The sequence below is a fragment of the Mucilaginibacter sp. UYCu711 genome, assembly GCF_050433825.1.
Lineage (GTDB): Bacteria > Bacteroidota > Bacteroidia > Sphingobacteriales > Sphingobacteriaceae > Mucilaginibacter.
Genome location: NZ_JBNPWM010000016.1, coordinates 26,344 through 39,615, shown reverse-complemented (window position 1 = coordinate 39,615; position 13,272 = coordinate 26,344). Strand labels below are relative to the sequence as shown.

Sequence of the window (13,272 nt, the reverse complement as noted above, 5' to 3'; positions counted from 1 at the left end):
GCTTAAGTTTTACTGATCTTTACTCTTAGTAATGACCACGCTGCTATCACCATAAATACGGCTGATACCTGGTAAATTATAGCAAGGCTGATATGCGCGTCCATCATTCGGCCGCCTACGTATACCATTATGCCGCCGATGATGGTACTCAGGAAGTTTAAAAAGCCGTAACCGGTTGCGATGTATTTGCCGTCAATTACCTGGCAGAGTATCGGCATCAGGTTACTGTCATTAATACCCCGCGCCAGCCCATAAACTATCATAGCTCCTATCGCGATAGCAAAAACCTGAGTTGATGCCATCAGGAACAGGAACGGCCCGCCAAGTGTAAAGCCGATAACGATCATGTATAACCTGCTGCGTTTGTTAGTTCGGTACCAGCGGTCCGCTATCAATCCTCCTAAAACCACACCCGCAAACGAACCTATTTGCACGTATCCTGTGGCTGATAACCCGGCTTTGCCTAAGCCTAAAGTAAAATGTTCCTTTAAAAAGGTAGGAAGCCAGCCATATATCATCCAGTTAACAATACCCAGCATGCAGAAGTAAAACAATAGTACCAGGAACGATTTTTCTGCCAACAGCATTTTTATAGTTGGGAACAGGCCCAGTCTTTTTTCGGCAACTACTTCCGGATTGGCTGATACTGTTTCATCGCCGCGCTTGTTCTTATTATCGCGCAAAAAATAGATCAATATAATACCATACACGACGCCAATTACACCAATCATTTGAAAGCCATAACGCCAACCCCATACTTCGGACATATAACCTCCAACGCCACCCAATGCCTGGCCTGCATATAGACCGCTCATATGCAAGCCTGTTGCTAACGATCGTGTTTTACCCTTATGATAGTCAGCTATCATGGCTAAACCCGCGGGGATATAACAAGCCTCGCTAATACCCATTACCACCCTTGCTGCCAGCATTTCAGGAAACGAGGTTACAAAGCCGGTCCACAGCGTTACCGCCGACCAGACACAAACGCTGAATATAATAATGCGTTTACGGCCATACTTATCTGCCAGGTAACCACCCAACGGGCTTAGTATGCCGTAGGATAATAAAAAAACGGTTGTTAATAAACCAAACTGCGCGTCGGTCAGCTTAAATTCGGCAGCTATCGGGTCGCGCATGGAGGCGATCAGGTTGCGATCGAAATAATTTAAGAATGCCACCAACCATAATATCCCTACTATCACCCACGGGTAAAACCAGCCCGCCGGTTTTTTATTTGCTGTATCCATTTATTTTATTGCTGATGGTATATGTACTGTTAATACTCTTGCTGTGCGCACGGCCGGCCTTACTTCGCCACCCGGGATTACCAATGCGCCGTGCCATAATACTGAAGTAGTGGTTACCGGTGCCCAAAGGCTTTTGTTAGGATTTTCGGCAGCATCGCTTAACTTATTGGTTTTGATTCTGCCGGCACTTGTCCATTTATTAGCTGTGGTGTTATAGCTTAAGATATCGCCTGAAAAACCAGGATGCTTTTCTTTAAGCGCGGCCGCGTTATCTGCCAATGCACCATCATCGCCGCCAAATATTAATAATTGATTTTTATGATATGGCGATGCCGGTCCGGCTGCGGCAACTACAGCGCGTGGCAGATCGGCCAGTTTTTTCCAGCCGGTGCCCGGTGTATGGGCGTAAGCATCTGTTAAATAATGACGGTGTGCCACGCCGGCTTTATCTTCCAAATCCGTACCGCTAAATAAATAGAATGTGCCGTTTAATGAACCGGCGACACTTAGCATGCGTGGTGACCCCGGCCAGGTAGCTAAATTTTTCCACCCTGATTTTGGTTTATCCAAATCAAGCGACCAAAATACGGATGCCGTGTTTTTAGCATCGGGCGATAATAAGCCACCTGCAATATATAAAGTATGCCCAACCACGGCGCCGCACGAATTAGCCAATGCTTCAGGCAGCTCGGGCCAGTTTTCTATTTCAATTTTGCCATTTATATAATTCATTGCAAATACGGTAGCCACATGGCCACCTGTATTACTCCCGCCTACGCATATCAATTTGTTATGATAGCTTATGGATACGCCATACCCAAGTGGTTGTGGTAGTGTTGCAGCCAGTTTCCATTTGCCGGTTGGTTTTTTCAGCACAAATATTTTATCTGTCCAGGCTTTTTTAGAGCCTGTCCACGGTGCCCCACCATCGGGGAAGTTTGCGCCGCCGGCTACTATTAATGCACCATTTGATATACCGGCGAATGAGCCGGCAAAGCCGTGCTCATCCGGGATCGAAGCTAATTGCCCCCATTTAAAGCCTGGTTTTTGTGCCGACACAGTTATTGCCATAAATAAAAAAGCCGTTAATAATATGTTGGTCTTCATTTTGTTTTATCAAAAAAGTAAGGCATCATTTGGCGTGCTTGTTCGCGTGCTTTGGTTACCTGTTCTTCAGGGATCCATTTATAGGGCCATCTTAGTCGGGTGCCTACATTATAATGGCCGCCAACGGCCGCCAAAAACTTATCTAATGCAGGGTTGCTGTAACCTTGCTGCGCTAAGGGCATTACGCATTGTTTAAAAAATGCTAAAATATCATCCTGTATTTTTAAAGCCTGATCAATATCTGTTTGCATTAAGGCCCACCAGCTTTGCGCGGCTTTAGGGTTAATACATGCCACGTTTGAATAAGCGCCTGATCCTATCCCGTTTTTAACACCGGTTGCCAAAAAATGGCCCGGTACAAATACAGACAGATGCGACGCATGCTTTTTCATGGCAGTTACCCATTCTTCATCACGGCTTAATAATTTAACGCCTATTAATTGCGGAATGTCTTTGAGCAACTCATAATCAGCAGGCTGTAATACGTACTTGGCGTGCGGCGGATTGTAAAGTACTAACGGAATATTACCTGCTACCTCAGCCACCTTTTTAAGATAATCCACCATCTCTGGCAGCGTCACAGGTACCCAATCGGGCAGGATAACCTGTATAGCATCAGGCTTAAGCGCCACCGCTTTTTTTAGCCGCTGAATGCTCATTATTGGCAATGGGTGGCTGGCGCCGATCTGGAAACGCATGCCCGCGGCTTTACATTTATCAGCCAATATTTGGTTGACGATCTCGTATTCCTCTTCTGTTTGGTTGTAAAACTCGCCGGCTGTCCCATTGGAATATATACCATCAACCCCGGCGGCTATCAGCATGTCTATCTCGGATGCTAACAGTTCATAATTAAATGTATCGTCGGTATTTACCGGAAGCAACAGCGTTGCCCAGTTACCTTTTAAATTGATGGCAGTTAGTTTCTCTCTCATAAGTTTAAGCCATTGGCGGGCTTATCGGTTATCACAAATATAAAGATTAAATTATTATGTACTACATAATAATTTTAGAATCTTGATACTATTTTGCGAAACAAGTACTTATGAAATAATTGGAATGCTATTTCTTTTTAGGAAGGCCATCAAAATGAGGTTTTAAATGCTCATACATACCGGCCTTAAAATCTTCTTTGGTGCCATTTTTAAGAATGTTTACCAGGTCCAGGTGCGTTATTTTACCCGATTGGTAAGTACGGGCCCTTTCTAATGTGGTAACATAACCAAACACCGGCATCAGCATTGTTTGGAAACGCTTAAGGGTATTGTTCCCGGTTATTTCGTACAATTTGCCATGAAAGGCTATCTCACTTTTTACTCTAAAGCGTTGCTCGCCGTCATGCTTTTCGTCAAGGGCGATCTTTTCCAGTTCGGCAATATCTTTATCGGTTTTACGAAGGAACAGCAGATCGGCCAGGCCCATTTCTAATGCCAGGCGCAACTCAAAAAGGTCCTGTAATATATGGTCGTCAATAATAAGCGGGTCAAGCACACGTTCAAAAGTGCCCAATACATCTGGGCGGGCCAGTATCATTCCGCGTTTCTTGCGGGTTTCTATCATACCCAGCATACGTAAGCGGCTCAGGGCTTCGCGCACCACGTTGCGGCTAACACCAAGGGCGGCAACCAGCTCCATTTCTTTAGGCAGAGCGTCGCCCGGCTTAAAAGATTTCTTTTTAAAAAACTCTCTTAAACGCAGCTCCACAATGTCGGCCATTGTTTCGGTAGATACACGCTCCAGGTCTTTACTTAAATTTTCTACGTCCATATTACAGCTACTCACAATAATACATAATTAATTATGTAGAACAAAAGGAACAATAAAGCTTAAGCTATTTTCTCCAGACAGCCTGCTCTTCGGGGGTTAAAAATGTCCAGGCTATGAAGCGGCTTGTTTTTTGGCCGTGCGCCATGGTGATGGTTTTTATATCAACAGCTTTAACAAACTTTAGCGTGCTGTAAACAGTAGGCAGTGTTTCTTTTTTTGATACCAGGGTAGTAAACCATAATACCTGTTTTCCGTACTTCACACTTTCTTCGATCATCTTACGGATAAAGCCTGCCTCGCCGCCTTTGGTCCAAAGCTCATTTTTTTGACCGCCGAAGTTTAAAAAGGTAGGCTTTTTCATCACCCCCAGCTTTTTCCATTTGGTTGACGTGGCGTCTGCCGCTTCTCTGAATGATGCATGGAAAGGCGGGTTGCAAATGGTGAGATCGAAACGCTCATCGGGTTTAATAACGTTTGCAAATATGTCATAACCCGGCTGTAAACGGATCTCGATCTTCTGTTCCAAGCCTTTGTTTAACGCTATAATCTCTTTTGCAGAGCGAATAGCGGTTGGGTCAATATCAGTACCTGCAAACTGCCAGCCGTAAAAACTGGAACCAATTAGCGGATAAACGAGGTTTGCCCCGGTACCAATATCAAGCACGCGCACTTTGTTTCCTTTGGGAACAGCGTTCTCGTTTGTATCTGCCAACAGATCGGCTACGTAATGTATATAATCTGCACGGCCGGGTATAGGCGGGCAAAGATATCCTTCGGGGATATCCCAGCCATCAACACCATAGAATTGCTTAAGTAGGGCTTTATTTAACGCCTTAATCGCTTCAGGGTTACTAAAATCAATCGACTCCACCTCAAACTTATTTAAAGCCAAAAATTTCCTTAAAGCAGGGTTGGCTTTAATAAGCTGTTTAAAATCATACCCCTGCCGGTGTACGTTGCGCGGGTGCATGTTTTCTTTTTCGGGAGTTGTTTTGGGCAGATTTGTTGTCATTATATCTTCAGCTAATAACTGCCAAAGGTAATCAGTAATATCTTATAAAGCCTATATAACTATCTATACCGTTAATAATGTAATATTTATAAGTACTGGTACGGATAAATTCGCCTATATTAGTTCAAGCCAATTATTAATTATGAAGACAAACCTGAGATACCTTTTAATGGGTGTGCTAACAGTGGTTACACTTTTAACTAAAGCCCAGCAGTTGCCCATAAACCCCGGGCCATATAAGCCAACCGACGAGTCGTTAAAAGAATATAAGTATCCCGACTGGTTCAGGGATGCTAAGTTTGGTATCTGGGCGCATTGGGGCCCGCAGGCTGTGCCACGCCAGGGCGACTGGTATGCAAGGGGCATGTATGAGCAAGGCAGCCGTCAAAATAAATACCATGTGGCACATTACGGGCCTCCATCAAAATTTGGGTATAAGGATATTATCCCCTTATGGAAGGCCGAGAAATGGGACCCCGAAAAGCTGATGGCACTATACAAAAAAGCCGGTGCCAAATATTTTGTAAGTATGGGTAGCCATCATGATAATTTCTTTTTGTGGAAATCGCAGCTTCATAAATGGAATGCATTTAATATGGGGCCGCATAAAGATGTTGTGGGTACCTGGCAAAAAGCGGCGCAAAAAGAGGGGCTTAAATTTGGTGTTTCAGAACATTTGGGCGCCAGCTATACCTGGTTCCAGGCGTCGCACAGGGCAGATAAAACCGGCGAACTTGCAGGTGTACCTTATGATGGTGCCGATCCGCAATATGCCGACCTGTACCATACCAAAGCAGCACCAGAAGATAAAGCCTGGCTAACCACCAATACCGATTATATGAAAGAGTGGTATGCTAATATAAAAGAACTGGTAGATACCTATCATCCGGATCTGCTTTACTCTGACAGCGGGTTGCCTTTTGGGGACGTGGGGCGCAGTATGCTGGCTAATTTTTATAATGGAAACTACGCCTTCCATAATGGTAGCCCCACTGCTATCTATAATTGCAAACAAGGGTCTGACGGTAAATGGGTGCAGGACCTGGAACGCGGCGTACAGGGAGATATCAACCCTTACCCATGGCAAACCGATACTTCTATAGGCGATTGGTACTACCAAACCGGCCAGAAATACAAAACCGGTACAGAAGTTATACAAATGCTGGTTGATATTGTAAGTAAAAACGGTAACCTGTTAATTAACGTAGTGCAAACCCCTGAGGGCGACCTTGAGCCTGATGTGCTAAAAATAGTGGAAGACATTGCTGCCTGGATGCCTTCAAACGGCAAAGGTATTTATGGTACCCGCCCCTGGAAAATTTATGGCGAGGGCCCATCAACCATAAAAGAAAATCAAAAGAAAGGTCAGTTCTCGGGCCTTGCCGATACCCGTTCTTACCAACCAGGGGATATCCGCTTTACTACCAAAGGCAATAATCTTTATGCATTTTGTATGCAAATGCCTGAAGGCGACGTCCAGATCAAATCATTAGGCAAAACATCAGCGGTTAATGATAAGAAAATAGTAGGCGTATCTTTATTGGGCAGCAAGCAAAAACTAAAATGGAAACAAGAGGATGACGCGCTGATAATTACCAAACCGGCAAACCTGCCCGACTGGACGGTAATGGCTTTCCAGGTGGAATTGAGATAAGGCGCTTATTTACAGTGTAGAAAAAAAGGGGAGAGGCCATTTGGCCTCTCCCCTTTTAAGTTTTGTACGTAAAGGTGCAGAACTAATCCGTTTCACACTTAAAGCAAGTGCCAGGCCAACATCGGCTTCAGACCCGGCGATCAAACTTCCGGAGATTTATTTCGCGCCACCACAATTAGTATTTTACACCAATAAGTAAAAACACTATAAAACAAAAACGGCCCCGAACATTCGGGGCCGTTTTTGTTTAGGGACTTAATGGAGGGGAAGTAATTTTTAATTATCTTTTTGATCGGCAAATTCCTTGTTAACGCAGGTAGTTTTTCTGCTGATGTTTTTACAGGTTCCGGCTTTTTTTAGCGGCGTTTCGGGCTGCTCATAGTATACATATGATGCTCCGGCGATAATAATTATTAAAGTTAAAATTTTCATAGCGTTTTGGTTTAAGTATATAAGATGGTTTTCAATTTTAAATGTTACCGATTGTTTGCCGATTGGTGATTTTCGCACATTTTTAATTTTTGTTATGTGCCTATATTAGGTGGGATTTACACATTTGCTTTGTCATACCGCATTGATATTTGATTAAAAAAACCAATGCTATGAAAAGTAAATTATTAGTGATCTGTATAATCGTTGCATTAGCAATCACAACAAACAGCAGTTATGCAAAAGTCCCGCCGGTAGTATCAAACTACGAGGCCGTTATTGGTGATTACATTACCAGTTATATGAACTCGGACTCGAAGAAGTTGAAAAAAATATTAAGCGATGATGCATGTGTAAAAATTCCGAGGGCCGAGGCTGTAATTGTGCAGCATAAAGCAAACCTGGTTGAACAAATGAGGGTTGATGCAGTTAAACAAAACTGCACCAGCAAATATGAAATTATTGTTAAAAGCGATGCTTTGGTTATAGCGCGGGTTGACTTTGAGTACGCCAGCTTTAAACAACAAAACTATATAACACTGGAGAAAAACGAAGACAAAGAGTGGAAGATCACCCAGATATGCAAGTTTTTCCCGGCTAATGATAAGAACCCCGTTTCGGATGCTGCAGACGCAACCGCCAGGGTTAAATAATGTTGCAATATTTATTTAATTAAATAAGTAACATTATTTTCTAAGGGGTATCTTATAATAAAGGATCTAAAATACCATCCTGTTTGGGGTGGTATTTTACTATGAAACAGGTTTTAGTTTTCGGTAGATTTATCGGGGGCTAAAATTTGTTGTTTAAATATGTTTGTATTAAAAAGAAATACCCTAACAGCGTTTACTGCTCTAAGGCTGTTATTTATAACGGTTTGTGCTGTTAGCTGCTTTCCTTTTAAAATACAGGCACAAAAGTATAGCTTCACTCATTATGATATTGAAAATGGCTTGGTGCAGTCGCAGGTTAATGGTTTAAGCCAGGATAAATCGCATAGATTATGGATAGGTACCCTGGGAGGGGCATGCTTGTTTGATGGTAAAGATTTTATCCCCTTCACCCGGGAAAACGGACTGTCAAACAACTTAATATACGCCTTATTATCCGACCAAAAAGACCGGGTATGGTTTGGCACAAATCAAGGGTTGTCTTGCCTTGATGGCAAAAAAATAATTAACTTCAAAGTCCCGGCAAACGTTAAGCGGCCGTTTATAACCAATATTGTTGAGGATAAAGCCGGGACAATATGGTTTACCATGCAAAGCCGACTTTATAAGGTAAAAGGTGCTGCCCTACAGCAAGTATCTGTAACTAGTTACGATGCTTATTCGGTAACTGGTGTTGCAATTAACCGTTTAGGAAATATTTGTGTAAGCGTTTACCAGGCAGGCGTTTTTTCTTTGACCGCAAACAGGTGGGTAAATATTATACCATTACCGGCCGAACGCAAAAACATAGTTATCCGGCGAATGCTGTTTGACAGATTTGACGCTGCCAAAGTATACCTGATTGCCGATAACCAGTTATTTGTAAGCACCAACAAAACAGTAACTCTTTATCCTAATAAAGAGTTAAGTACAGCCCGGGTTGCTATGATGGCTGTGGAACAGGACACGCACGGTGACATTTGGGTGGGGACTACTAATGGCGCTTATTATATAAAAAACAATCATTTGATCCATTTTGATGCCCGAAATGGTTTTACAGACATAACCGTATCAAACATTTATTGCGACCATGAAGGCAATTTGTGGTTATCAACCTGGGGTGGCGGTATTTATAAGTATGAGGGTGATGCCTTCGTTGTATTTGATCAGTCGTTTGGGATTACCAGCTTCCAAACTATTATGAGCATAACAAGCGATAAGGATAAAAACATCTGGCTTGCTACCGATGGAAGTGGGGCACTTAAATATAACGGCAAAGAGTTTAAATCGGTGCCATTACCTGCAACTGGAGGATATGTTAAAAAAGCACAATGTATTTATACCGACAAGGACAATAACATTTGGATAGGTACTTCATTAGGTGGGGTTTGGAAATTTGACGGTAATAGATATACCATGATACCCAAGTCAAACATGCGGATAGCCAATGCACTAAGCCAGGATGGCGATGGCACCATATGGATGGCTACGCCTGCAGGGTGTTTTTATTTAGGTAAAGACACCCTGATACAACTGCGCGATATAAATACATTTGTTACCACTTTATTGCCAATGGGTAAAGATTCAATGTTAGTGGGCACACAGGCAGGCGTTAAACTATTTGTAAATAAAAAGCTTGTACCAGGCTTTAACATTAAAGCGTTAGCATCATCAAATATTTTTTGCATGATCAATTACCGTAATAAAATAATATTTGGCACCGCCGATTGGGGATTATTTATTTGGGATAAATCAACCGGTAATATAAAAAATTACGATGTAAAAAAAGGCCTTAACGCTAACAGTATATACAGTTTAGTAGCCGATAAAGATGGTGTAATATGGGCAGGAACCGGGCGCGGAGCTAACCGCATTATACCTGCAGCAAATGGTAAAGATTTTATAGTTGTTGGTTATGATAACTCAAAAGGCATTATTGCAGAGGCAAATCAAAACGCTGCAATTTCTTTAGATAATAAAATATGGATGGGCACCACCAAGGGCCTAATTGTTTATAATACTGCTAAAACCACAGATTCGCCTTCGGCCCCGCATGTAATTATTCAATCGGTAAAACTTTTTACCAAACAAAACATAAGGCTGATAACAGATGCGGTTGCTCCAAAGATCCCATATAATCAAAACCACCTGGCCATATCATTTTTAGGGGTATATCTAAAAAGCCCGGGGGATGTATTATACCAGTACAGGCTATATGGATATGATGACAGATTTAGCGCGCCGGTAAAAAACAATGTGATTGATTACCCTTCGTTACCGCCAGGTAAATACACCTTCCAGGTTAAGGCAGTTACATCGGCCGGGCTTTTGTCAAAAAATATAGCTTTATACACTTTTGAAATAGAGGCCCCGTTTTACCAGACCTGGATCTTCCGATCATTGCTACTGCTGTCATTTGTACTGTTAGGATTTAGTATCCAAACCTATATGCACAGGCGTAAATTACGCTCACAACAATTAATTGAGCAGATGAAACGCGAGGAAAAGCAGAAAATAAGGCAACAAACTGCCGAAGACTTTCATGATGACCTGGGCAACAAACTAACGCGTATAACCGTACTCTCAGATATATTAACCGCTAAATTGGGTGAAGAGAAAACCGAACAAAAAACCCTGGTGGGGCAAATAAAACAAAATGCCGAAGAACTATACAATGGCACAAAGGATATTTTATGGGCCCTGGACCCCAAGAGCGATAACTTATATGAGATACTAACCCATATAAGGCTTTTTGGTGCAGAGTTTTTTCATGATACATCGGTAAAGTTTAAAATGGACGATATAAACCCTGACCTTAACCGCATAAAATTACCGCTGGCTTATTGCCGAAATATAACCATGATATATAAAGAACTGTTAAATAATACGTTAAAGCATTCGGGCGCAAACCAGGTAAACTTAAGCTGGAATTTTATAAGCGCTACCGAAATGAAGCTAACACTTGCAGATAATGGTAAAGGGTTTAATACGAATAATGATACCACCGGCCATGGCATAAATAATATCAGGAACAGGGCCGCGCGCATTGGCAGTACAATTGAAGTGCAGTCAGGCAGTACCAAAGGTACCCAGGTAACTTTAAAACTGAAATTGAAAAAAGATTGATATGTATAACAGCGATAATATCAGAATAGTAATTATTGAGGATGATAAAACCATTCGCGAGGGCTATACATTTTTAATTGGCCAAACTGAAGGTTATACTGTGGTAAGCGGCTATGCCTCGTTTGAGGACGCGGCAAAGAAAATTGCTACAGACGCGCCCGACGTTATTTTACTTGATATTGAATTACCCGGCACCAACGGGGTGGAGGCCATACCCAAGCTTAAAAAATTGGTACCCCAGGCCAATATCCTAATCCTTACTGTTTATGAATCTGAAAAATTAATATTCGAGGCCTTGTCTAATGGCGCGTCAGGATATCTAACCAAAAATACACCTGCTGCTAAAATTATCGATTCGATAAAAGAAGTACAGCAAGGCGGTGGCCCCATGAGTGTAAGCATTGCTAAAGTGGTAATAAACTCGTTTCGTAAAAACCAGGACTCGCCTCTGTCAAAACGCGAAACGCAGATATTGGAATTGATATACAATGGCAAAAGCCGTACTCAAATAGCTACCGAGCTATTTATTGACCTTGAAACTGTAAGGAGCCACATCAAAAACATTTATACCAAGCTTGATGTAAACTCGCGTGCCGACGCTATTAAAATAGCCCGTGATAATAAACTGATCTAACCTGCCGCTGCACTAATTGCACCATTAAAGCTATGCCAATTGCCATTATTTCATCAACTTTTAACAATAAGTGATAATCCCTTATCATTTATAACTACTATTTAAAAATATGCAAAATCCCCCTATTTGGGTGATAAAATCTACTAAGTTTATAGGTTAACTTTGGGTATACAAGTAACCGTAGGTTAATTGTACTACAACTTAATCCATTTATTGGACATAACTGATCAGTTAGGCTTTGTTAAATTAATTAATTGCTAATGATTATGTGGTACAGTTATGAAAATAAAATACACTCAAATTTTTGTTAAGGATATGGAAGAGGCAGTTAGCTTCTTCACTAAAAAGCTTGGATTTTGCGCGTCGGATAAAATTGCATTTGATAAGGAGAACGATCAAATACCCATGCGCATAAACAATGCCGACCAATATGTAAACCTGGTAGAGGACAAGGGAGAGTCAGGCTTTAAATCGCGTATTATTTTAAGTACTGACGATTGTCTTAAAGACTACCATAATTTAAAAACCCTGGGCATTGATTTTAAAGAGCAACCGCAATACCTGGCTGTAGGGTTATGTGCAGAGTTTAATGATAACTATGGTAATGCATATGTTTTATTAGAAGAAAGAAATTATAACGAATTGTAAACTACGTGGCGATGGATTATAACAGGACTTTAAGAAACAACAATAAAATTTTTAGCGAAACCAGGGCGTATCGGCACCAAACCCAATGTACCGCCGACCTGAGCTTTAGATTTGCACTTACCGGTAATGAGCTGTTCCAAATGGGCAGGCGCGAACTTTCTATATACCCTGATTCTTTTTTATTATTAAACAAAGGCACTCAATACACCAGTAAAATAGACTCGAACACCCCGGTAGAATCATTTTCAATTGCTTTTGACCAGGCGTTTTTACAAGACTTTAATCTTGCCTATAGCTTGCCGGCAATCAAACTATTAGATAATGGAGGTGAAGCCTCATCGGAGGTGTTTGATTTTAATGAAACCATATATCCTTTAAGCGGCGATATGGGCTTTAACATCCGGCACTTAAAGCATCATCTGGATGAAGGGGTACAGGATGAGTTGTTAATAAATGAATACCTGCACCATAGCCTTATTAATTACTATAGAATCTATGCTAATGAGATAGCCGACAAGGCACAAAAACTAAACTTTACCAATCAAACCACCCGCGTAGAGATCTTGAAAAGGTTAAACCTTGCAAAAGATTATATGTATACCAACTACAATAAAAACATATCGTTAGAGGAGCTGGCAAAACACGCTTATTTATCAGTTAACCACTTGTTACGTACGTTTAAACAAGCCTTTAATTTGTCGCCGCACCAGTTTTTAATACAGTTGCGTTTACAGCGTTCACGTATACTACTAAAAACAACCAAATATCCTATTAATGAAATTGTATGCCTGGTTGGGTTTGAATGCCCAAGTTCATTTATAAGGCTTTTTAAAAACAGGTATCGTATTACACCACAAAAATACCGGCAGGCATCATGTAAATAATGTGACGACAGCCTGATACACAACCGAAAAATATAGTGCAATAAGCCTAAATCACCAAACGGGTGATTATCGCATATCCGCAGGATCCGTGTTTTCCTAATATTACAATTT

General features: G+C 41.6%; 12 protein-coding genes. 6 read left to right on the top strand and 6 right to left on the bottom strand.

Annotation, left to right across the window (positions count from 1 at the left end):
• Positions 1-2 precede the first annotated feature (2 nt).
• The 5 genes from ABIB50_RS25630 to rlmF all read right to left on the bottom strand — a co-directional run bounded on the left by ABIB50_RS25630 (position 3) and on the right by rlmF (position 5,136).
• The gene (locus tag ABIB50_RS25630) at positions 3-1,250 is read right to left on the bottom strand and encodes an MFS transporter (protein WP_429384677.1); all 1,248 of its coding nucleotides are present in this window, start codon (positions 1,248-1,250) and stop codon (positions 3-5) included.
• Positions 1,251-2,357 carry a galactose oxidase gene (locus tag ABIB50_RS25625; RefSeq protein WP_429384674.1) on the bottom strand — a complete coding sequence of 369 codons (1,107 nt, stop codon included), beginning with the start codon at positions 2,355-2,357 and terminating at the stop codon, positions 1,251-1,253.
• Entirely contained in the window at positions 2,354-3,292 is a 939-nt protein-coding gene (locus ABIB50_RS25620) for a dihydrodipicolinate synthase family protein (protein ID WP_429384671.1), read from the bottom strand. Before ABIB50_RS25620 ends, ABIB50_RS25625 begins: the two co-directional genes overlap by 4 nt.
• Positions 3,293-3,419: 127 nt before the next feature.
• Positions 3,420-4,124, bottom strand: coding sequence for a FadR/GntR family transcriptional regulator (locus tag ABIB50_RS25615; RefSeq protein ID WP_429384668.1), 705 nt, complete (start codon positions 4,122-4,124; stop codon positions 3,420-3,422).
• 64 nt (positions 4,125-4,188) lie between these two features.
• Positions 4,189-5,136 (bottom strand): 23S rRNA (adenine(1618)-N(6))-methyltransferase RlmF, encoded by a 948-nt coding sequence (rlmF, locus tag ABIB50_RS25610; protein ID WP_429384666.1) that lies wholly within the window; start codon positions 5,134-5,136, stop codon positions 4,189-4,191.
• Between the two features lie 142 nt (positions 5,137-5,278).
• Between rlmF and ABIB50_RS25605 the strand changes: the two genes are divergently transcribed.
• A complete protein-coding gene (locus ABIB50_RS25605; RefSeq protein WP_429384663.1) occupies positions 5,279-6,790 on the top strand; it encodes an alpha-L-fucosidase in 1,512 nt (503 codons plus the stop codon).
• A gap of 276 nt (positions 6,791-7,066) precedes the next feature.
• Here the strand turns inward: ABIB50_RS25605 and ABIB50_RS25600 are convergent, their stop codons facing one another.
• Complete coding sequence (locus tag ABIB50_RS25600; RefSeq protein WP_429384661.1) at positions 7,067-7,222, bottom strand: hypothetical protein; 156 nt, start codon at positions 7,220-7,222, stop codon at positions 7,067-7,069.
• A gap of 170 nt (positions 7,223-7,392) precedes the next feature.
• Between ABIB50_RS25600 and ABIB50_RS25595 the strand changes: the two genes are divergently transcribed.
• The 5 genes from ABIB50_RS25595 to ABIB50_RS25575 all read left to right on the top strand — a co-directional run bounded on the left by ABIB50_RS25595 (position 7,393) and on the right by ABIB50_RS25575 (position 13,161).
• A complete protein-coding gene (locus ABIB50_RS25595) occupies positions 7,393-7,872 on the top strand; it encodes a nuclear transport factor 2 family protein (RefSeq protein ID WP_429384658.1) in 480 nt (159 codons plus the stop codon).
• 159 nt (positions 7,873-8,031) lie between these two features.
• A complete protein-coding gene (locus tag ABIB50_RS25590; protein WP_429384655.1) occupies positions 8,032-10,995 on the top strand; it encodes a ligand-binding sensor domain-containing protein in 2,964 nt (987 codons plus the stop codon).
• 1 nt (position 10,996) lies between these two features.
• Complete coding sequence (locus tag ABIB50_RS25585) at positions 10,997-11,629, top strand: response regulator (RefSeq protein WP_429384652.1); 633 nt, start codon at positions 10,997-10,999, stop codon at positions 11,627-11,629.
• Positions 11,630-11,908: 279 nt separating this feature from the next.
• The gene (locus ABIB50_RS25580; RefSeq protein WP_429384649.1) at positions 11,909-12,277 is read left to right on the top strand and encodes a VOC family protein; all 369 of its coding nucleotides are present in this window, start codon (positions 11,909-11,911) and stop codon (positions 12,275-12,277) included.
• Positions 12,278-12,288: 11 nt separating this feature from the next.
• Complete coding sequence (locus ABIB50_RS25575) at positions 12,289-13,161, top strand: helix-turn-helix domain-containing protein (RefSeq protein WP_429384647.1); 873 nt, start codon at positions 12,289-12,291, stop codon at positions 13,159-13,161.
• The last annotated feature ends 111 nt before the right edge of the window (positions 13,162-13,272 follow it).

Excerpts from the sequence above, each read along its gene's own strand:
- ABIB50_RS25580 (WP_429384649.1), top strand. The coding sequence starts at position 11,909 with ATGAAAATAAAATACACTCAAATTTTTGTTAAGGATATGGAAGAGGCA.
- ABIB50_RS25585 (WP_429384652.1), top strand. The coding sequence starts at position 10,997 with ATGTATAACAGCGATAATATCAGAATAGTAATTATTGAGGATGATAAA.
- ABIB50_RS25625 (WP_429384674.1), bottom strand. The coding sequence starts at position 2,357 with ATGAAGACCAACATATTATTAACGGCTTTTTTATTTATGGCAATAACT.
- ABIB50_RS25605 (WP_429384663.1), top strand. The coding sequence starts at position 5,279 with ATGAAGACAAACCTGAGATACCTTTTAATGGGTGTGCTAACAGTGGTT.
- ABIB50_RS25575 (WP_429384647.1), top strand. The coding sequence starts at position 12,289 with ATGGATTATAACAGGACTTTAAGAAACAACAATAAAATTTTTAGCGAA.
- ABIB50_RS25595 (WP_429384658.1), top strand. The coding sequence starts at position 7,393 with ATGAAAAGTAAATTATTAGTGATCTGTATAATCGTTGCATTAGCAATC.
- ABIB50_RS25600 (WP_429384661.1), bottom strand. The coding sequence starts at position 7,222 with ATGAAAATTTTAACTTTAATAATTATTATCGCCGGAGCATCATATGTA.
- ABIB50_RS25630 (WP_429384677.1), bottom strand. The coding sequence starts at position 1,250 with ATGGATACAGCAAATAAAAAACCGGCGGGCTGGTTTTACCCGTGGGTG.
- ABIB50_RS25590 (WP_429384655.1), top strand. The coding sequence starts at position 8,032 with ATGTTTGTATTAAAAAGAAATACCCTAACAGCGTTTACTGCTCTAAGG.
- rlmF (WP_429384666.1), bottom strand. The coding sequence starts at position 5,136 with ATGACAACAAATCTGCCCAAAACAACTCCCGAAAAAGAAAACATGCAC.
- ABIB50_RS25615 (WP_429384668.1), bottom strand. The coding sequence starts at position 4,124 with ATGGACGTAGAAAATTTAAGTAAAGACCTGGAGCGTGTATCTACCGAA.
- ABIB50_RS25620 (WP_429384671.1), bottom strand. The coding sequence starts at position 3,292 with ATGAGAGAGAAACTAACTGCCATCAATTTAAAAGGTAACTGGGCAACG.